A 20,386-nucleotide genomic window follows, 5' to 3' on the forward strand; every position below is an offset into this window, starting at 1 on the left:
GTTAGCTTAGTGGCGAACTGAAGGCCGCGCAGGCGGTCCAAGGCCGATCATCACCGCTTTCAAAGAGCCGACATGACCCTCGTCAAACTGACTTCCGTGGCCGTACTGGCGCTAGCCCTAGGCGCCTGCCAAAGCCTGTTCACTCCCAACTACCGGGCCCCGCTGGAGGTCAAGCGCGACGCCTGGGAGCACATCAAGCCTGGCTGCAGCGAAAGCGACTGCCCGCTGGTGAACATCGACACCGTGCACTTCCCGGCCCTGCCCAAGCTCGACGCGATCGTCGAAAAACGCCTGCTGCAACTGACCGAGGACAACCAGCGCGGTACCCCGCCGGCCTCGTTGCAGGCGTATGAACAGCAGTACCTGGCGCGTGCCGACAAGCGCAACAGCAGCTACCTGCAAGCCAAGGTACGCGAACAGCATGACGGCCTGGTGATCGTCGAATTGTCGAGCTACCTCGACACCGGCGGCGCCCACGGCATGCCCGGGCGCGGCTTCATCAACTATTCACGCAAGCTGGACAAGGTACTGACCCTGGACGACATGCTGCTGCCCGGGCAGCAGGAGACTTTCTGGAAGACCGTCGAGGAGTCCCACCGCGCCTGGCAGATCAGCACCGGCGTGGACAAGGACCCCGAGTTCGTCAAGACCTGGCCGTTCAAGCGCTCGGCGCACATCGCCCTGACCTACGGCGCGGTGGTGGTGAAGTACGAGGTGTACGCCATCGCGCCCTACTCCATGGGCCACGTCGAGCTGAAAATCCCCTACCCGCGCCTGAACGGTATGCTCAGGCCCGAGCTGTTTCCCGGCCGCGGCTGAGCGATAGCAGCCCGTGCAGCACCCCTGCCAGCAGCAGTGCCGGCAGGGTCGCCCCAAGCTCCGGCGCCTCGGCCGCCAACAGGTGATAAGTGGCCACCCCCACCGCCCAGGCCAGCAGCGCCTGCCAGTGCAGCCCGTCGACCCGCGTCGGCAGACGCCGGCGGCGGATCACGAAGTGGTCCATCAGCACCACGCCGAACAGCGGCGCGAACACCGAACCGATCAGCAACAGGAAGTTCTGGTACTGGGCCAGTGGCGCCAGTAGCGCGACCAGGGTGCACAGCACACCGATGGCCAAGGCCAGGTGCTCGACCTTGGCTTTGACCAGCAGCCCGGTGGACACCGCCGCCGAGTGAATGTCGGCAAAGGCGTTTTCCGATTCATCCAGCAGAATCAGCAGCAGCGGGATGCCCAGCCCGGCGCCGGCCAGCGCCAGCAGCAGCGCATTCACTTCGCCACTTGGGGCGAAGGCCAGGGTGTAGGCCACGCCCAGGCTCATCAGCCAGGCGTTGCCAATGAAGAAGCCCAGCGCCGTGCCGCCGAACACCCGGCTGGCGCGCTGGCCAAAACGCGAATAGTCGGCGATCAGCGGCAGCCACGACAGCGGCATGGCGATGACGATGTCAAAACCCAGCGCCAGCGACAGCGAGCCATCCCCTGGGCGGCGCCACAGGTCGGCAAGGTCGGCCTTGGCGAACAAGTTCCAGGTGAGCCACAGGCAAGCGCCGAGCAACAGCCAGATACCCCATTTGCGCAGCACCTTGCGCACGAACGCCAGCGGCCCGCTGACCGCCAGCAAGGTAGCCAGCGCGCCGAAGCACAAGGTCCACAGCAACGGGCTGCTCCAGCCGCTGCCCTCGCCGAAGGCCCGCGCGCCCAACAGGCTTGCGGCATCGCGCATGACGATGATTTCGAACGAACCCCAGCCCACCAGTTGCAGCAGGTTGAGCAACGCCGGCAGGCGCGCGCCGTGGCTGCCCAGGGTCAGGCGCAAGGTGGCCATGGCCGACAGGCCGGTGTCGCTGCCGATCACCCCGGCCGAGGCCAACAGCAGCACGCCCACCGCGGTGCCCAGCACGATCGCCAGGATCGACCCGGCCAGGCCCAACCCCGGCGCCAGCAGGCCGCCAACCTGCAGCACCATGAGGCCGATGCCCAGGGAGAACCATAGCGAGAACAGGTCACGGGCGCCGAACTGGCGCTGGTGGGCAGGGACCGGGTGGTCGGGGGAGAAGTGGCTGGGAGTTGTCATTGTCTTGTTCGCCGAATGCCTGGAAGAGGGATAAACGTGGGAGCGGGCTTGCCCCGCGATGGCGTCGGCAGACCCGACATCGCCATCGCGGGGCAAGCCCGCTCCCACGCTGTTACAACTGACGCGTCAAACTTTCTGGTAAAGCTGGCTGCCTTCCTGGCGGAACCGCTCGGCCTGCTCGCGCATGCCCTGCTCGGCCGTCACGTCGACGGTGTCGATCTTGGCGGCGTATTCACGCACTTCCTGGGTGATCTTCATCGAGCAGAACTTCGGCCCGCACATCGAGCAGAAGTGCGCCACCTTGGCCGACTCCTTGGGCAGGGTCTCGTCATGGAACGAGCGCGCGGTGTCCGGGTCCAGGCCAAGGTTGAACTGGTCTTCCCAGCGGAACTCGAAGCGCGCCTTGGACAGCGCGTTGTCGCGAATCTGCGCGCCCGGGTGGCCCTTGGCAAGATCGGCGGCATGGGCGGCGATCTTGTAGGTGATGATGCCGGTCTTCACGTCATCCTTGTTCGGCAGGCCCAGGTGCTCCTTGGGCGTGACGTAGCAGAGCATGGCGCAACCGAACCAACCGATCATCGCCGCGCCAATGCCGGAGGTGATGTGGTCGTAGCCCGGGGCGATGTCGGTAGTCAGCGGGCCGAGGGTGTAGAACGGCGCCTCGTCGCAGCACTCGAGCTGCTTGTCCATGTTCTCCTTGATCAGCTGCATCGGCACGTGGCCTGGGCCTTCGATCATGCACTGCACATCGTGCTTCCAGGCAATCTTGGTCAACTCGCCAAGGGTCTCCAGTTCACCGAACTGCGCGGCGTCGTTGGCGTCGGCGATCGAGCCCGGGCGCAGGCCGTCGCCCAGCGAGAAGCTGACGTCGTAGGCCTTCATGATTTCGCAGATCTCGTCGAAGTGCGTGTACAGGAAGTTCTCTTTGTGGTGCGCCAGGCACCACTTGGCCATGATCGAGCCACCGCGGCTGACGATGCCGGTCACCCGCTTGGCGGTCAGCGGCACGTAGCGCAGCAGCACGCCTGCGTGGATGGTGAAGTAGTCCACGCCCTGCTCGGCCTGTTCGATCAAGGTGTCGCGGAACAGCTCCCAGGTGAGGTCCTCGGCCACGCCGCCGACCTTCTCCAGCGCTTGGTAGATCGGCACGGTGCCGATCGGTACCGGCGAGTTGCGGATGATCCACTCGCGGGTTTCGTGGATGTGCTTGCCGGTGGACAGGTCCATGACCGTGTCCGAGCCCCAGCGGATACCCCAGGTCAGCTTGGCCACTTCTTCCTCGATCGAGGAGCCCAGGGCGCTGTTGCCGATGTTGCCGTTGATCTTCACCAGGAAGTTGCGGCCGATGATCATCGGCTCAAGTTCGGTGTGGTTGATGTTGGCAGGGATGATCGCACGGCCGCGGGCGATTTCTTCGCGCACGAACTCCGGGGTGATCTCTTTCGGGATGCTGGCACCGAAGCTGTGGCCGGCGTGCTGCTGGTCGAGCAGGCCGGCGGCGCGGGCTTCCTGCAGCTTCATGTTCTCGCGGATGGCGACGTATTCCATCTCGGCGGTGATGATGCCCTGGCGGGCGTAGTGCATCTGCGAAACGTTGGCGCCGGCCTTGGCCCGGCGCGGGTTGCGCACGTGGGCAAAACGCAGCTTGGTCAGCTCGGCATCGCTCAGGCGCTGCTGGCCGAAGTTCGAGCTCAGGCCCGCGAGGCGCTCGGTGTCGCCACGGGCGTCGATCCACGCCGAGCGCACATCGCCCAGGCCCTTGCGCACGTCGATGATGACATTGGGGTCGGTGTAGGGGCCGGAGGTGTCGTACACCAGCACCGGGGCGTTCTTCTCGCCGCCGAAGTCGGTGGGGGTGTCGTGCAGGCTGATTTCGCGCATGGGCACGCGAATGTCCGGGCGCGAACCCTGAACGTAGACCTTGCGGGAATTGGGCAGCGGTTGCACGGACTGCTGGTCGACTTGCGCCGACTCGCTGAGGTGGATCGTTTTTTCTTGTTTGGTCATCACAGGCTCTCCAGACGGCTTCCAGCGGGCGGAATGTCGGGGAAGAACCTGAAAGGCGTGGACGCACCCCTTGACGGGTGCAGTGCCAAAGCCGTGGAGTGCCGTCGAGCATGAGCTGCGACAATCCCGGACCTGGCACAAGAGGCTCCCGGGAATGAGAGCAATCTTGTTCCCTACGCAGGCGCTAACCTGATCAGGTTCAACGGGATCCGCACCTATGCGATCTCAGCCTTTGCTTCAAGGCACCCCGACAAGAACATGCGCAGTCTAGACTGGAGTGGTCGGCAAAGCCAAGCGGCTTGAACCAGGCATGACAAATGGCACAAGCGGCGGATTGTCCGCCGCTGCGCGCGGCACTACACTGGCGCATCGCTCGGTACTCGACAGTACAGTAAATAAAATCAGATCAAGGATTGCCCTATGCTGCGCAAACTCTCACTGGCGATTGCCGTGTCTTGTGCGTCCAACGCAGTAGCCTGGGCAGCGGATGCGCCCACCACGGTCCGCACCGACCTGGTCAGCGTCTACCAGGAAGCGGTCGACAACAACGCCGACCTGGCCGCCGCCCGCGCCGACTACGGCGCCCGCCGCGAAGTGGTGCCCCAGGCCCGCGCCGGGCTGTTGCCCAACCTTTCGGCCGGCGCCGACATGATGAACACCCGCACCAAGCTCGATGAGCCGTCGATCACCTCCAACCGCAGCGGCAACTCGTGGAGCGCGACCCTGGCCCAGCCGATCTTCCGCGCCGACCGCTGGTTCCAGCTGCAGGCCGCCGAGGCCGTGAACGAACAAGCCGCGCTGGAGCTGTCGGCCACCGAGCAGAACCTCATCCTGCAAACCGCCGAGAACTACTTCAGCGTGCTGCGCGCCCAGGACAACCTGGCTTCGACCAAGGCAGAAGAGGCTGCCTTCAAGCGCCAGCTGGACCAGTCCAACGAACGCTTCGACGTGGGCCTGTCAGACAAGACCGACGTGCTGCAGTCCCAGGCCAGCTACGACACCGCCCGGGCCAACCGGATCATCGCCGAGCGCCAGGTGCAGGATGCGTTCGAAGCATTGATTACCCTGACCAACCGCCAATACAGCTCGATCCAGGGCGTGGTGCATACCCTGCCGGTGCAAGTGCCGACCCCCAACGACGCCAAGGCCTGGGTCGAAACTGCCGGGCGCCAGAACCTCAACCTGCTGGCCACCAATCACGCCGTCACCGCTGCCGAAGAAACCCTGCGCCAGCGCAAGGCCGGCCATGCACCGACCCTGGATGCAGTGGCCAAATATCAAAAGGGCGACAACGACAACCTGGGCTTCACCAACCCGTCGGCAAATGGTGTGCGCTACGGCGGCGACGTGGAACAGACCAGCGTCGGCCTGCAGTTGAACATCCCGATCTACAGCGGCGGGCTGACCAGCTCGCAGGTGCGCGAGGCCTATGCACGGCTGAGCCAGAGCGAGCAGCAGCGCGAAAGCCTGCGCCGCCAGGTGGTGGAAAACACCCGCAACCTGCACCGCGCGGTGAACACCGATGTGGAGCAGGTGCAGGCGCGCAAGCAGTCGATCATCTCCAACCAGAGCGCGCTGGAGGCCACCGAGATCGGCTACCAGGTGGGTACCCGCAACATCGTCGACGTGCTCGATGCCCAGCGCCAGCTGTACACCTCGGTGCGCGACTACAACAACAGCCGCTATGACTACATTCTCGACAACCTGCGCCTGAAGCAGGCCGCCGGCACCTTGAGCCCGCAGGACCTGCAAGACCTGGGGCGTTACCTGAAGGCCGACTACAACCCCGACAAGGACTTCCTGCCACCGGACCTGGCGGCCGCGGCGGCGAAGAATTTCGAACGTAGGCCTTGATCCCAGGGGCGGCGCGGATGTTGTGGGAGCAACTGTCTTGCTCAAATTACATGAAGCTGGCGCGATCCCTGTAGGAGCCGGCCCGAGGCTTATGCAATCCATGTGGGAGCGGCCTTGTGTCGCGATAGGGCCGCACAGCGGCCCCGGCGATCCTGCGGGAATACGAAGATCCCGGGGGCGCTTCGCACCCCCATCGCGACACAAGGCCGCTCCCACAGAGATAGCACCGCCTCACAAGATCAGCGGATCAGCGCAGCCAACCCATCCAGCAACCGCTGCAACGCCCCTTGGTTGGCCTGCATCACCGCCCTGCCCGCCTCGCCCATGCGCCGGGCATCCTGGGGCAGTTCCACCAGCCGGCGCACTTCGCCGGCCAGCCCTTCGGCATCGTCCACCTGCCGCAACGCCCCCGCATCGCGCAACATCGCGCTGATTTCGAGGAAGTTGAACACCTGTGGCCCCATGATCACCGGCAAAGCCAGCGCTGCCGGCTCCAGCGGGTTGTGCCCGCCGGTGGCCACCAGGCTGCCACCGACGAAGGCGATGTCGGCCAAGGCATAGAGAAACAGCAGCTCACCCATGGTGTCGCCCAGCAAAACCTGGGTTTGTGCAGCAACGGCATCGCCGGCAGAGCGGCGCACCGTGGCGAACTGTTCGGCGCACAGGGCATGCACCGCGTTGAAACGCTCAGGGTGGCGCGGCACCAGAATCAGCAGCGCATCACTGTGCACCTCGAGCAAGCGACGATGGGCCTCGAGCACCTGCGCATCCTCGCCATCGTGGGTGCTGGCGGCAATCCACACCGGGCGCTGGCTCGCCCCCCACTGCTCGCGCAGCTGGCGGGCACGGGGCAACAGCTCATCGTCCAACTTCAAGTCGAACTTGATCGAACCGGTCACCTGCACGCATTCAGGGCGCGCGCCCAGGCTGCGGAAGCGCTCGGCCTCTGTCTCAGTCTGCACGGCTATCAGGCTCATTTCTTCGAGCATCGGCCGGGTCAGCCCGGCAAAGCGCGCGTAGCCACGGGCCGAGCGCTCGGAAAGCCGTGCGTTGGCGAGCGCCACCGGAATACCCCGCTTGGCGCACTGATGAATGTGGTTCGGCCAAAGTTCGGTTTCCATGATCACGCCGAGCTTCGGACGCACATGGTCGAGAAAGCGCCCCGCCGCCCACGGCAGGTCATAGGGCAGGTAGCAGTGCTGTACCCGCGGCTCGCCCTGGAACATCGCACGGATACGTTCCGAGCCGGTCGGGGTCATGCAGGTCAGGGTGATCGGCAGGTCCGGATACTGCTTGAGCAGCGCCCGCACCATGGGAGCAGCGGCAATGCTCTCGCCCACCGACACGGCATGCACCCAGATACCGCCCTGGCGCATCGGCGCCAACTTGCAGGCGAAACGCTCGGCGATGCGTGCACGATAAGCCGGCGCCTTGCGCCCGCGCAGGTACAGGCGCAGCGCGACCAGCGGCAGGCCCAGGTGAAACAGCAGGGTATAGAGGGTTCTGTTCATGGCGGCGGAGTTTACCCGATCGCGCGCAGGTGCACCGCAAAGCGCTCGGCCAGCCATTGCGCGGCTGGGCCCAGCGGCTCGTCGCGGCGCCAGGCAAGCTCGGCCACCAGCGCCGGCGGGCGCCATTCGCTGTCCAGTTCGACCATTTGCGTCTGATAGGTGGGGTACTGCACCACATGACGCGGCAGCCAGGCCCAGCCCAGGCCACGCATCAGCAATTCGGCCATGGCGTAGAAGCTGTCGGCGCGCCACACCTGCGGGCTGATCGCCTCACCACCGGGGTAGCCACTCTGTTGCGGCGTGATCAGCAGTTGCCGGTGGCGCGCCAGCTGTTGCCGGCTGACCTTGGCCAGGTGCGCCAGCGGGTGGTCGATGGCGCACACCGTGACCATCTCGACACTGCCCAGGGCGCGCCGCTCCAGCGAAGCCGGGATGCTTTCGTGGTGGAAGAACAGACCCAGGTCGGCGCGCCGCTCCACCAGTTTGCGCGCCACATCACCCTGGGCGCCGCTGGCCAGTTGCACCTCGAGGTAGGGGTAGCGCTCGGCCAACTCGTCGAGGCTGTCGATCACCGGCTGGTAGGGCATGGCTTCATCCTGGGCCACCCGCAGCAGCGCCTCCTGGCCGCGCATCAGTGCGAGCGCCCGGCCATCCAGGCGCTCGCACTGACGCAGCACTTCGCGGGCGTCTTCCAGCAGGGCGGCGCCACTTTCTGTCAGTTGCGGCTGGCGGCCACTGCTGCGCTCGAACAAGGTCACCCCCAGGTCCGCCTCCAGCAGCGCGATGGCGCTGCTCACCGCCGACTGCGCCTTGCGCTGCTCGCGGGCCACGGCAGAGAACGAGCGCAGTTCGGCAGTGCGCACGAACAAGCGCAGGTGTTCGAGGCTCCAGTGTTCGGTCATGGCCAACCTATCTCCAATTCAGATAGCTAATGACTTTACCGCATCTGTGGTTGCCCTAGAATGCCGAACCAGCAACGGAGGACCCGCCATGAACGCCTATACCTATCTCGCCATCGCCATCTGCGCCGAAGTCATCGCCACTGCCTCCATGAAGGCGGTCAAGGGCCTGAGCACGCCGTTGCCGCTGCTGTTGATGGTGTGCGGTTACGGGGTGGCGTTCTGGATGCTCACCCTGGTGGTACGCAGCATCCCGGTGGGTATCGCCTATGCCATCTGGTCGGGGCTGGGCATCGTGCTGATCAGCGTGGCCGCACTGGTGATCTATGGCCAGAAACTCGACCTGCCGGCCATGTTCGGCATGGCCATGATCGTTGGCGGCGTGGTGGTGATCCAGGTGTTTTCCAATACTGCCGGGCATTGATCGCCGCCCACTGCCACAACGCAAAACCCTGTAGGAGCCGGCTTGCCGGCGATAGGGCCATGAGCCCCACCGCATAGAGCAGGCCCGTCCTCATCGCTGGCAAGCCAGCGCCTACAGGAACCTGCACGCAGCCCCAATGACGTCCGCCCCCACCCCTGTATACTGCGCACCTGTCCCAGTTTTCGAGGTGCCCGCATGCCATCCGCCATTTCCACTGACGTGCTGATCGTCGGCGCCGGGGTCGCAGGCCTCTGGCTCAACGCCCGCCTGCGTCGCCTGGGCTACTCGACGGTACTGGTGGAGCGCGCGACCCTCGGTGGCGAGCAGACCATCAAGTCCCAGGGCATCATCCACGGCGGCACCAAGTACGCCCTGCACGGCGCCCTGACCGGCGCCTCCGAGGCCATCGCCGACATGCCGCGGCGCTGGCGCGAAGCGCTGGCCGGCAGCGGCGAGCTCGACCTCAGCGGCACCCGCCTGCTGTCCGACGCCCATTACCTGTGGAGCCCCGGCACCCTGGCCGGCAACCTCACCAGCTTCTTCGCCAGCAAGGCCGTGCGCGGCCGGGTCGATCAGGTCAAGGGCGAGCAACTGCCCCCTGCCCTGCAGGACCGGGCCTTCAAAGGCAAGGTGTATCGCTTGGCCGAGCTGGTCATCGATGTGCCCAGCCTGCTGGCCAACCTGGCGCAACTGGCCGGTGACAGCCTGCTGGCCGGCGAACGTATCGAACCGCTGCGCGAAGGTGGTGAACTGGTCGGCCTGGTGGTGGACGGGCGCGAGATTCGTGCCCAGCGCATAGTGCTCAGCGCCGGCGGCGGCACCGAAGGCCTGCTGCAGGCCCTGGGCCTGAGCCAGCCAGCCATGCAGCGCCGGCCACTGCACATGGTCCTGGCCAAGGGCCCCAACCTCAAGCCGTTGTACGCCCACTGCCTGGGCGGCGGGCCAAAGCCGCGCATCACCGTGACCACCCACCCGGCGGCCGATGGCCAGTGGGTGTGGTACCTGGGCGGCGACCTGGCCGAAGCCGAGGGCGTAGCCCGTGACCCGGCCGCGCAAATCGCCGCCGCGCAAAAAGAAGTCGCCGGCCTGCTGCCCTGGGTCGACCAGAGCCTGGTGCGCTGGGCCACCCTGCGGGTTGACCGTGCCGAGCCCGCGCAATCGGGCCTGGTGCGCCCCGACAACGCCTTCCTGGCCGAACAACAGCGCCTGCTGGTGGGCTGGCCGACCAAGCTGGCCCTGGCCCCGGACTTCGCCGACCGCGTGCTGGCCAGCTTCGAGCGCGACGGTATCCACCCCGCAGCCCAAACCGACCTCGCCGGCCTGCCCCGCCCGCCGCTGGGCGTGCCGGCCTGGGAGCAACTGCTGCCATGAGCCTGCCGACCCTGCACGACTACCACCGCGCCCTCGGCAGCACCGGCCTGCGCGTCTCCCCCCTGGGCCTGGGCACCGTCAAGCTGGGCCGCGACCAGGGCGTGAAATACCCCAACGGCTTCACCATCCCCGATGACGACGCCGCGCGCCTGCTGCTGGGCCAGGCGCGCGAGCTTGGCATCAACCTGCTCGACACCGCACCCGCCTATGGCCGCAGCGAAGAGCGCCTGGGCCCGCTGCTGCGCGGCCAGCGTGATGAATGGGTGATCGTCAGCAAGGTAGGTGAAGAGTTCGTCAACGGCCTCTCGCACTTCGACTTCAGCGCCGCCCACACCCGCCGCTCAGTGGAACGCAGCCTCAAGCGCCTGCAAACCGACCGCATCGAACTGGTGCTGGTGCACTCCGACGGCAATGACCTGCACATCCTCGAGCAGGAAGGCGTGTACCAAACCCTCGCCGCCCTCAAGCAGGAAGGCAAGATCCTCGGCTATGGTTTCTCCGGCAAGACTGTCGCTGGCGGCCTGAAAGCCCTGGAGCAGGGCGACTGCGCCATGGTCACCTACAACCTGAACGAGCAGGCGGAGCGCCCGGTGCTGGACTACGCTGCCGAGCACGGCAAGGCCATCCTGGTGAAGAAGGCCCTGGCCAGCGGTCATGCCTGCCTGGCCCCTGGGGTTGACCCGGTGCAGGCCAGTTTCGAATTGCTGTTTGCCCACCCGGGCGTGAGCAGTGCCATCGTCGGCACCATCAACCCGGTACACCTGGCCCACAACGTGGCCACCGTCGCCCGCATCCTGGGCCGCCCCTGATCCGCCCAGGCGGGGGCCCAACGCAAGGAGGAGCCTCGTGCCGCGTACGCTGATCCGCAAGAACCCGAGCAACTTCAAAACCCTGCCCCTGCACGTCGAGGCCAGCGCCGATGGCCTCACCTACCAGAGCATCGGCGTGCCGCAGAACTTCGCCCAGACCCTGCAACGGCGCAAGGCCATCCAGCTGCCAGACACCCAACGCTTCGTGGTCGAGTTGGCCAACCTGGGGGTGTCGGTGCGCCTCACCCTCACCTGGCAGGGCCGCGACTACTGGGTACTAGTGCGCCAGCGCCGGCAGGACCGCGGCGACGTGGTGCTCAAGTTGATCTCCGGCTACGTGCCGGCCCACGAGCTGAACCTGCCGCTGCTCACCGCCATTCAGGAGGTGGCCGAGGAATGCTTGCTGGAAACCCTCGAAGGCTGGCTGGGCGGGCGTTTCAACGACACCTGGCTGCCGACGCCCTACGCCGCCGCCCTGCACTACCGCGAAACCCCGCCCTTCGTGCTGACGCCGCAATCGGGCGCCGCGCGCCCGGTGCACTGCGCCAACCTGATGCTGATGGAGCGCCCGCGCGCCTACGTTCACCTACCCACCGCCTCGCTGCAACTGATCTACGACCTGCGCCTGCAGGTGCCGCGGGAGGCCAAGCCACTGAGCCTGTTCCATGTCGATGAACGGCTTGAAAGCGGGCAACTGGTGGCCCGACTGGACCGCAAGCGCCCCGACCTGTACCTGATGCCGTTACAGGACGGCCAACCGCTGGCCGAGCTGTACACCCTGAAGAAGGACCAGCTGGTGCCGGCGAGCACCCGCGGGCTATGGCTGGCCGAAAGCTTCGCCCGCCAGGATGGCTGGGTGGTACGTGAAGAGCGGGTACGCTGGAAGGACTGGCTGAAGCAGCAGGGGCTGGTGCAGCAGAAGCGTGAGCCAGTGGGCCACCTGCAACGCTTCAGTGACAAGGCCAAGGCGTTGCTGGAGCGGGCTCTGCACAAGTAGCTGCGCCATCAAAAGCATCGCCGGCAAGCCGGCTCCTACAGGTACAGCGCACGCCTGATGCTAATGCGATCCATATAGGAGCGGGCTTGCCCGCGATCACCGGCACAGCCGGTGCCAGGCACCGCGACGGACAGTACTCAGTGCTTGCGAATCTTCTCGACGATTGCCGTGGTCGAGCTGTTTTCCACCAGCCCCAGCACCTTCACGGTGCCGCCGTAAGCTTTGACGATATCGGCTCCGACCACCTGGTCGATGCCGTAGTCACCGCCCTTCACCAGTACATCCGGCTTGACCTGGCGCAACAGGTTCTCGGGGGTATCTTCAGGGAAGCTGATGACCCAATCCACCGCGCCCAGGCCAGCCAGCACGGCCATGCGCCGGTCGACGCTGTTGATCGGCCGGCCCGGCCCTTTCAGGCGGCTGACCGAGGCGTCGTCATTGATCGCAACGATCAGGCGGTCACCCTGGGCACGAGCCTGTTCCAGATAAGTCACGTGGCCGGCATGCAGAATGTCGAAGCAGCCATTGGTGAAGACGATCTTTTCGTTGTGCGCACGGGCATCGTCGATGGCCAGCAGCAGTTGCTCCAGGCCCAGTACCCCGCGCTCGGAGCCCTCTTCGCGCTGGATGGCGCGGCGCAGCTCAGGGGCGCTGATGGCCGCGGTTCCCAGCTTGCCGACCACGATGCCGGCAGCCAGGTTGGCCAGGGCTACGGCGTGGGGCAGGTCCTCGCCAGCGGCGATGGCGGCGGCCAGGGTGGAAATGACCGTATCGCCGGCACCGGTGACATCGAACACTTCGCGGGCCCGGGCCGGCAGGTGGAACGCCGGGTGGCCGCTGCGCAGCAAGGTCATGCCGTGCTCGCCGCGGGTCACCAGCAGCGCACCCAGGTCGAGTTCTTCGAGCAGCTTGAGGCCTTTGGCCACCAGCTCGGCCTCGTCCGCGCAGCGGCCGACGATGGTCTCGAATTCGCTGAGGTTAGGAGTGATCAGGCTGGCGCCACGGTAGATGGAGAAATCCTTGCCCTTGGGGTCGGCCAGTACCGGGATGCCCTTGGCGCGGGCCGCCTCGATCAGCGACTGGTGGTTCTTCAACGCGCCCTTGCCGTAGTCGGACAGCACCAGCACCTTGACACCTTCGAGCAGGCCGTCGACCTCCGCGCCCAACGACAGCGGGTCGGTGGCGAAGGGCTCTTCGAAGTCGATGCGCAGCAGTTGCTGGTGGCGGCTCATGACCCGCAGCTTGACGATGGTCGGCTGGTGGGCAATGCGTTGAAAGATCGAACGTACACCGGCAGCCTGCAGGCTATTGGCCAGGCTGTCGGCAGCTTCGTCCTGGCCGGTGACACCGACCAACGCGGCCGGCGCTCCCAATGCAGCGATGTTGAGCGCGACGTTGGCCGCGCCACCCGGGCGGTCTTCGATCTGGTCGACCTTGACCACTGGCACCGGGGCTTCAGGCGAAATACGTGAAGTACCGCCATGCCAGTAGCGGTCGAGCATGACATCGCCGACCACCAGTACCGGAGCTTGATCGAAACGCGGCATGGACAACTTCATGGGCAACCTGAATTGGAAAAGTGAACAGGGGCAGGATATTAGCACAGCAGACCGAACATCGACCGGCGCCCGTGGGCGCCGGTTTCAGGGGCTGGAAAGCTGTACTCAGGTGAGGTCGGCAGTGCCTGGCTCGTCCAGGCCCAGGGCGTGCAGGCGGGCATAGTAGCCGTTCTGCGCCATCAGCTGGGCATGGTTGCCGCGCTCGACGATACGACCCTGGTCCATCACCAGGATCATGTCGGCTTTCTCGATGGTCGACAGCCGGTGAGCGATCACCAAGGTGGTGCGGCCTTTCATGACCTGGTCCAAGGCTGCCTGGATATGCCGCTCGGACTCGGTATCCAGCGCCGAGGTGGCCTCGTCGAGAATCAGCAGCGGCGCATCCTTGAGCAGTGCACGGGCAATCGCCAGGCGCTGGCGCTGGCCGCCGGACAGCAGCACCCCGTTCTCGCCGACCTGGGTATCGAAGCCGTGGGGCAACTGTTGCACGAAGTCCTTGGCATAGGCGGCTTCTGCAGCGGCCTCGATGGCCTCGCGCGGCGCACCGGCCAGGTCGCCGTAGGCGATGTTGTTGGCGATGGTGTCACTGAACAGGGTAACGTGCTGGTTCACCTGGGCGATGTGCCGGCGCAGGTTGAGCAGCTTGAAGTCTTCGACCTCGATGCCGTCCAGCAGGATCTCGCCCGTACTGTGGTGGTAGAAGCGCGGGATCAATGCAGCCAGGGTGGATTTGCCACTGCCCGATCGCCCCACCAGGGCGACCATCTGCCCGGGCTCGACGCTGAAGTTGATGTCATCGAGCACCTGGCGCTCGGTACCCGGGTAGGTGAAGCTGAGGTTACGCACCTCCAGGCGGCCACTGAGCGAATCACGCTCGACGGTGCCTTTGTCGACTTCCTGCTCCTCGTCCAGTTGCTCGAAGATGCTCTCGGCACCGGCAACGCCCTTCTGGATGGTCGAGCTGACCTCGGACAACTGGCGGATCGGCTTGGGCAGCAGGCCGGCCAGGGTGATGTAGGCCACCATGTCGCCGGCCGAAGAATCACCGCGAAGGTACAGCACCAGGAACATCAACACGGCCATGGCGGTGTAGATCACCAACTGCAGCATCGGCGTATAGATAGCGCCAGTGCGGGTCATGCGCAGTTGCTTGTCGGTGTTGCTCTGGCTGGCCTTGAGGAAGCGCTGGCTTTCGTACACCTCACCGCCGAAGCTGCGCACCACGCGATAACCCTGGATGGTTTCGGAAGCAACGTGGGTAACGTCGCCCATGGCCACCTGGATCTTCTTGCTTTGCTTGCGAAACTTCTTGCTTGCAGTACCGACCATCACGGCGATCAACGGCAAGATGGCGACCATCACCAGGGTCAGGCGCCAGTTCATCAGCAGCAGCGAGCCGAACAGGAACACCACGGTCATGCCTTCGCGGATCACCACCTTGATCGCATCGGTGGCCGCACCTGTGACCATGGTGACGTTGAAGGTGATGCGCGAGATCAGGTGCCCGGAGTTGTTCTGGTCGAAGTAGCGGTTGGGCAGCGTCAGCAGGTTGTTGAACAGCTGTACCCGCAAGTCGTGAACCAGGCCGAGGGAAACCTTGGCCAGGAAGTAGTTGCCCAGGTACGAGCCCAGCCCCTGCCAGGCCGCAATCAGGATGATCAGCACCGGCACCGTGTGCAGCAGTTGCATGTCGCGCAGGTAAGGCACGTTGGGGAACAGGCTGGCCTCAGGGTTGGACAGGCCGTCGACAAAATACTTGAGGATGTAGCCGAGCATCGGCTGGGTCGAGGCGAAGATCAGAAAGCCCACGATACTCAGCAGGAACAGGCCGACATAAGGCCGCACGTAGCCAAGCAGGCGGAAGTAGATCTTCAGGCTCGATGGGCTGGAGGAGCCACTGGATTCGGTCATGACAGGTGAGCAATCTGGATTGGGAGGCAGACTTTACCACAGCTTCCCGAAGGCACCGGAAATCCGTTGGGCTGGCCAGGTGACAGCGCATCTGTAGCCAAGTTGCGCTAACATGGCCGACCTTTTTTGCCTACGACAACTGCCATGCAAGCGAGCTTCATCAAGACTGGCGCCAACCGCCTGTTCGACTCGATCTGCCTGTGGGTACTGCCGGCGGGGCTTTTCCTGCTGCTCAGTGCGCTGTTTCTGTTCCCGGACCGCAGCCACCTGCACAAGGTGTACTACGCGCTGTTCAGCATTCCAACGCTGCTGGCGTTGTGTGTCCGGCCCAGCGAATTTCGCTTGCTCCGCGAGCCGCTGGTGGCTTTGTTCGTGGTATTCGCGGGGCTGGCCCTCATCAGCCTGGGCTGGAGTGACAGCGAAGACAGTGTGGGCAGCCTGATAAAACCCCCGCTGCACACTTTCATGCTGTTCGCTGGCATGACGCTACTGCTGCGTTACCGCCAGGAGGCTTTGCAACCAGTACTGCTGGCGGGTGCACTGGTCGCCCTGCTCACCACCCTGCCGCCTCTGCTCGACTTCCTGCGTCACTACACCCCTGAAGCACGCCTGATCGGTAGCGGCGCACTGGACAACCCACTGCTCAGCTCCCACGTTTTCGGGTTTTTCAGCATCTACTGGCTGGTCGTGTGCATGTCGAGCAAAGACCCTCGCGTGCTGGCCCTCAGCGGCTGCGCTCTGGGCCTGATGTGCCTGGTGATTCTTGCCACCGGCTCGCGCACGCCGCTGATGGCCATGACCCTCGCAGCGATATGGCTGGCCGTCCTGCGTCAGGACCGCCGCGCAGCCCTGCTTCTGGCAGCGCTGGTGGTCGCGGCGATCGTCGGCCTGCTGGCCATCCCCTCGCTGCTGGAGCGCGGCAGTTCGTACCGCTTCGAGATCTGGCAAGCGGCGCTGGAGCAAGTCGCCCAGCAGCCCTGGCTGGGCCATGGCTACGATGCCCATCTGGCCATAGACCCAGGCCAGGGCATTGTCTTCCGCGAACCGCACAGCTTCCCGATCGGCACCCTGTATTACGTGGGCGTGCTCGGTTTCCTGCCTTGGCTTGGCATGCTGCTGGTGGGCATCTACAGCGGCTGGCGCTATCGCGGCCAACCGCTGTTCGTGCTGGCCTCGACCTTGCTGGTCTATGGTATTGCCGCAGGCCTTACCGAAGGCGGCGGAATCCTGCCGCGGCCAAAGGAGCACTGGTTCCTGCTCTGGATCCCCCTGGCCTTGATCGCCGCCCTCAACATCGCCCGACGCGACGGGCGGCTGCCGACGCCTGCCATGCAAGACCTGTCGCCCGCACATGCCGGGCAACTGCAGGCCAATGCCGTGGTCATCGAGCAGGACGGCCTTGGCCCGAAAGTCCTGCGCCTGGTTGACGGCAGCTTCCTCAAGCTGTTCCGTCGCCGCGCCTGGTACACCTCGGGGCGCTTCAACCCCTACGCCGCGCGCTTTGCCCACAATAGCCAGCAACTGGCGACGATGGGCTTCGTGACCCCGAAGATCATCGGCCTGTACCGCTTCGCCGACGCCAGCACCGCCGTGCACTACCAGCCGTTGCCTGGGCAAACCCTGCGCCAGGCGATGGAACAGAGCGAGTCGCCGGAACAGCGCCAGGCCCTGACCTTGCGCTTTGGCAACTACCTGGCACGCCTGCACGAACAGGGGGTGTACTTCCGCTCGCTGCATCTGGGCAACGTGCTGGTGCATGAAGGGGGCTTCGCCCTGATCGACCTGGCCGACATGCGCATCATGCCTTCGGCCCTGTCACTGAACCTGCGCCAGCGCAACCTGCGACACATGCAGCGTTACGAGCAGGACCGTACCTGGCTGTTCGAGGAAAACGCCGCGCAGTTGCTGCAAGGCTACGCCGAACAGGCCAGCATGAAAGCACTGGCACGCATCCAGCGCAGCATCGGGGCCCCGGCCGGGGCCTGATACCTGCCGGCGGCCACCTGCTCGGGTAGCCGCCGCTCGATGCTTGGCGTCAGTTCTTTTCCAGCGGGCAGAACCACAGGCGCCCAAGACCACGCCAGGTCTTGCGGGTGAAAGCACTCAGCGGAATCTGCGCCAGCAGTTCACGGGCCAGTGCCCGATCACGATTGGCGGTCTTGAGGAACATCGAGTTCAGCGCCTTGTACTTCACCTCTTCATAACGCGGATGATCGCTGAACAAGGCGTAGCTGCGCAGTATGTTGTCGATCATGAAGCGGTGGTTCTTGTACGAGTTGGTGGCGTGCTTGCGGTAGCGCGCCATGACCACGCTCAGGCCGTCGATGAAGTAACCGGCATGGGTCACCTTCAATTCGATCAGCAGGTCTTCGAGGCGGATGTCCGGGTCGAAGCCGCCGACCTTTTGCAGGGCCTCGCGGCGGAACAGCAGGGTCGGCGCTGGCGGGTAAGGCTTGCGCTCAAGGAACATGTCGTCGAAATCCAGCCGCCGGAACGGCACGTCACGACGCTGACGCGATTCGGGGAACAGCTGCCCCTGCGAATCGATCAGTTCGATATTGCCGGCGCAGATACCCACCTCGGGCTTGTCGGCCATGTACTCGACCTGAATCGCGATACGGTCCGGCATCATGATGTCGTCCGAGCCGAACGGTGCAATCAGGCTGCCCTGGGCACGGGCGATGGCGCTGTTGAGGGTGTGGGTCAGGCCCATGTTCTGCTGCACGCGGAAATCGAAACCGTGCAGCGCCTGCAAGCGCTGGATACGCTCGACGCTATCGTCGCTGGAACCGTCATCCACCACCAGCAGCTCGATGTTGGGATAGGTCTGGTTGACGACACTGAGGATGCTTTCCTCGATGTAGGGCCCGTGGTTGTACGATGCGATGATCACCGTGACCAAGGGTTGGGGGGCACTCATGACAGCTCCTTCGGCGCAGCTTGCAAGCCAGACTCGATCAGGGCCAGGTAGCGCTGGCGGAACTCTTCGATATCGTGGTGATGCGTAAGGTATTGATAGGCCTGCTCGCCTTTGGCGCGCAGGGCTTGCCCGTCAAGGGCGAGGTAGGTGTCCAGCGCGTCTTTGATTGCGCCCACGTCGGCCGGCGGCACCGCCAGCCCGCCGGCGCCTTCGATCAACGGCAGCATGGCAGGCACGTTCGAGGCGATGACCGGCAGGTGGCCGCTCATGCCTTCGAGTAGCGCCAGCCCCAGGCCTTCGGCCAAGGACGGCATGGTCCAGATATCGAAGGCTCGCACGTACTGCAAGGCGTTCTCACGAAAACCCAGCAGGTGGGCGCGCCCGGCCAGGCCTGCGCGTTCGATCTGCGCCTGCAGGTTCGCCTGCTCACGGCCAGCGCCGATGATCGCCAGATGGGCGTCCGGGTATTTATCCTTGAGGGCAGCAAACGCCTCGATCAGGTGGCTATGGCCCTTGATCGGCACCAACCGGCCAAGGGCACCGACCAATCGCGCGTCAAGCGGCAAGCCAAGTTGCTCCCGGGCTTGCTGGCGGCCCAGTTGCAACGCCTCGGCCTGTTCGATATCGATGGCGTTGGTGATGCCATGAGTGTTGGCCTCGGTAAAACCGCAACCCAGGTCGACCAGGTACTGCTTCACCGCCGGCGACACCCCGACGAACTGCCAGCGCCGGTCGATCAGGCGCTGCGCCTGGCGACGCCGGTAAACCCGGTCATACTCGCCAAAACCATGGGAGATACCGATGCACAGCGGGATCTTCAGCCAGCGATTGAGTTGCAGCAGCATGTTCACCGGTTTGAAGCGGTTACAAATGACCACATCGAACTTTTCTCGCCGGCAGAACTGGAACAGCTGCCAGGACGCCTTCAGGCGCATGCCTTTGAGGGCCTTGTCGGAAAACTCGAAGTACACCGAGCGTTCGGCCCGGCTCACCGCCTCGCCCGGGCCCGGGCGGCCCTTGAGGAAGGCCATGGTGGTCTCGAAGCGCTCAGGCGGCAGGGCCTTGAAGATCTGCTCGGCCAGGTCGGCGAAATCATGCTGCTTGATGTTGTAGTCCGGCTGCAGCTGCAGGACCTTGAAACGCTGCGTCATACCTGTTCCTGATGAAACCCGCTGTCACTGATGACCCACGCCGATGAAGCGGCCAACTGGCGCACCTGGTGCGGGTCCGGCTTGGACAACTGTGACCATTCGTTGCGTTTCCAGCAAACGAAGTGGAAATAGGGAAATTCCCGACTGCCATCCAGGTCATTGCTCAGCCGACCCTCGCGCCAGTACCAGCGCCGCGGGAATGTCGATGTGCCATCATGCCAGACAATACACCCGTTCGGGGTACTGAACGCCTCGCGGAACTCACTGCGTCGACGCAGCGGATAGAGCTGGCCCAGCATCCGGAACAGTGGCCGCGGAAGGTTCTTGTGGCGCAGGAACAGCCGGCTGAACGCCCCTTCATCCAGTGCATGATGGGTTTCGTCGCTAAGGCGTTCGCGCCAGTTCTTCATGCGCATGAACAATTCGCGCTTGCACGGCGTGTTGCGGATCAGGCACAGGTGGCCTGCCACGCGGCGCTCGTGGGTGGAGAAGAAGTCCCGGCTGGCCAGCCGCTCATCGGTGAAATAGGCGCGCAAGTTGCCATAGACCAGATCGATGTCGCCGAAGGCCCAGAAGTCATAGCCGTCGAGGCGATCTGCATGGATGTAGCCCAGCGCCGGCTTGAGGTCACACAGCTTGTATGCGTTCGCGGGCGCAAAGTCGATGCCCAGGCGCTCGGACACCAGCCGGCAGTAGTCGGCGTAGCTGATGGCCTCGATGCGCACGTTCGCCGGCAGCTCGTCGGGCACCCCACAGTCGCTGAACAACAACCAGTCGATGTCGGGGTTACGGCGACAGCTTTCCAGAAAGAACGGCATCCAGAACGGCCATTGCCCGAAATAAGGGATGACGAACAGAATTCGCGGAGTCGAAGTTTTCAATTGAAGCTCACTGTTCAGATG

The 20,386-nt window shown here is 64.8% G+C and carries 16 protein-coding genes and 1 riboswitch; of the genes, 7 read left to right on the forward strand and 9 right to left on the reverse strand.

The window, feature by feature from the left end:
- The first annotated feature begins 72 nt into the window (after nt 1–72).
- Complete coding sequence (locus KSS94_RS24410) at nt 73–819, forward strand: RsiV family protein (RefSeq protein WP_217840588.1); 747 nt, start codon at nt 73–75, stop codon at nt 817–819.
- Here the strand turns inward: KSS94_RS24410 and cytX are convergent.
- The gene (gene cytX, locus KSS94_RS24415) at nt 788–2,071 is read right to left on the reverse strand and encodes a putative hydroxymethylpyrimidine transporter CytX (protein ID WP_217840589.1); all 1,284 of its coding nucleotides are present in this window, start codon (nt 2,069–2,071) and stop codon (nt 788–790) included. The genes KSS94_RS24410 and cytX overlap by 32 nt on opposite strands.
- A 126-nt stretch (nt 2,072–2,197) precedes the next feature.
- On the reverse strand, nt 2,198–4,078 hold the full coding sequence (gene thiC / locus KSS94_RS24420; RefSeq protein WP_217840590.1) for a phosphomethylpyrimidine synthase ThiC: 1,881 nt from the start codon (nt 4,076–4,078) through the stop codon (nt 2,198–2,200).
- Between the two features lie 153 nt (nt 4,079–4,231).
- A riboswitch (TPP riboswitch) is annotated at nt 4,232–4,338 on the reverse strand.
- A 160-nt stretch (nt 4,339–4,498) separates the two neighbouring features.
- On the opposite strand from thiC, the gene KSS94_RS24425 reads away from it, so the two are divergent.
- Complete coding sequence (locus KSS94_RS24425; protein WP_217840591.1) at nt 4,499–5,932, forward strand: TolC family outer membrane protein; 1,434 nt, start codon at nt 4,499–4,501, stop codon at nt 5,930–5,932.
- A 239-nt stretch (nt 5,933–6,171) separates the two neighbouring features.
- Here KSS94_RS24425 and waaA read toward each other — a convergent pair whose 3' ends face one another.
- Both waaA and KSS94_RS24435 read right to left on the reverse strand, forming a co-directional pair.
- Nucleotides 6,172–7,443 (reverse strand): lipid IV(A) 3-deoxy-D-manno-octulosonic acid transferase, encoded by a 1,272-nt coding sequence (gene waaA / locus KSS94_RS24430; protein ID WP_217840592.1) that lies wholly within the window; start codon nt 7,441–7,443, stop codon nt 6,172–6,174.
- A gap of 11 nt (nt 7,444–7,454) precedes the next feature.
- Complete coding sequence (locus tag KSS94_RS24435; RefSeq protein ID WP_217840593.1) at nt 7,455–8,345, reverse strand: LysR family transcriptional regulator; 891 nt, start codon at nt 8,343–8,345, stop codon at nt 7,455–7,457.
- An 88-nt stretch (nt 8,346–8,433) separates the two neighbouring features.
- Between KSS94_RS24435 and KSS94_RS24440 the strand changes: the two genes are divergently transcribed.
- The 4 genes from KSS94_RS24440 (at nt 8,434) to KSS94_RS24455 (ending at nt 11,943) form a co-directional block, all read left to right on the forward strand.
- On the forward strand, nt 8,434–8,766 hold the full coding sequence (locus KSS94_RS24440; RefSeq protein ID WP_217840594.1) for a DMT family transporter: 333 nt from the start codon (nt 8,434–8,436) through the stop codon (nt 8,764–8,766).
- A gap of 195 nt (nt 8,767–8,961) precedes the next feature.
- A complete protein-coding gene (locus KSS94_RS24445; protein ID WP_217840595.1) occupies nt 8,962–10,137 on the forward strand; it encodes an NAD(P)/FAD-dependent oxidoreductase in 1,176 nt (391 codons plus the stop codon).
- A complete protein-coding gene (locus tag KSS94_RS24450) occupies nt 10,134–10,946 on the forward strand; it encodes an aldo/keto reductase (protein WP_217840596.1) in 813 nt (270 codons plus the stop codon). The genes KSS94_RS24445 and KSS94_RS24450 overlap by 4 nt, the downstream gene beginning before the upstream one ends.
- A gap of 37 nt (nt 10,947–10,983) precedes the next feature.
- The gene (locus tag KSS94_RS24455) at nt 10,984–11,943 is read left to right on the forward strand and encodes a metal ABC transporter ATPase (RefSeq protein ID WP_217840597.1); all 960 of its coding nucleotides are present in this window, start codon (nt 10,984–10,986) and stop codon (nt 11,941–11,943) included.
- A 137-nt stretch (nt 11,944–12,080) separates the two neighbouring features.
- On the opposite strand, the gene hldE is transcribed toward KSS94_RS24455, so the two are convergent.
- Both hldE and msbA read right to left on the reverse strand, forming a co-directional pair.
- Entirely contained in the window at nt 12,081–13,502 is a 1,422-nt protein-coding gene (hldE, locus tag KSS94_RS24460; protein WP_217840598.1) for a bifunctional D-glycero-beta-D-manno-heptose-7-phosphate kinase/D-glycero-beta-D-manno-heptose 1-phosphate adenylyltransferase HldE, read from the reverse strand.
- Nucleotides 13,503–13,607: 105 nt separating this feature from the next.
- The gene (gene msbA / locus KSS94_RS24465; protein ID WP_217840599.1) at nt 13,608–15,413 is read right to left on the reverse strand and encodes a lipid A export permease/ATP-binding protein MsbA; all 1,806 of its coding nucleotides are present in this window, start codon (nt 15,411–15,413) and stop codon (nt 13,608–13,610) included.
- 144 nt (nt 15,414–15,557) lie between these two features.
- On the opposite strand from msbA, the gene KSS94_RS24470 reads away from it, so the two are divergent.
- Nucleotides 15,558–17,399, forward strand: coding sequence for a bifunctional O-antigen ligase/aminoglycoside phosphotransferase family protein (locus KSS94_RS24470; RefSeq protein ID WP_217840600.1), 1,842 nt, complete (start codon nt 15,558–15,560; stop codon nt 17,397–17,399).
- Nucleotides 17,400–17,448: 49 nt separating this feature from the next.
- Here KSS94_RS24470 and KSS94_RS24475 read toward each other — a convergent pair whose 3' ends face one another.
- The 3 genes from KSS94_RS24475 to KSS94_RS24485 are packed head-to-tail and all read right to left on the reverse strand — an operon-like array spanning nt 17,449 to nt 20,365.
- The gene (locus KSS94_RS24475; RefSeq protein WP_217840601.1) at nt 17,449–18,333 is read right to left on the reverse strand and encodes a glycosyltransferase; all 885 of its coding nucleotides are present in this window, start codon (nt 18,331–18,333) and stop codon (nt 17,449–17,451) included.
- On the reverse strand, nt 18,330–19,484 hold the full coding sequence (locus KSS94_RS24480) for a glycosyltransferase (protein ID WP_217840602.1): 1,155 nt from the start codon (nt 19,482–19,484) through the stop codon (nt 18,330–18,332). The genes KSS94_RS24475 and KSS94_RS24480 overlap by 4 nt, the downstream gene beginning before the upstream one ends.
- Nucleotides 19,481–20,365, reverse strand: a complete 885-nt coding sequence (locus tag KSS94_RS24485; RefSeq protein ID WP_217840603.1) for a DUF6625 family protein — start codon at nt 20,363–20,365, stop codon at nt 19,481–19,483. The genes KSS94_RS24480 and KSS94_RS24485 overlap by 4 nt, the downstream gene beginning before the upstream one ends.
- Between the last annotated feature and the right edge of the window lie 21 nt (nt 20,366–20,386).

It is taken from the genome of Pseudomonas fakonensis, assembly GCF_019139895.1.
GTDB lineage: Bacteria > Pseudomonadota > Gammaproteobacteria > Pseudomonadales > Pseudomonadaceae > Aquipseudomonas > Aquipseudomonas fakonensis.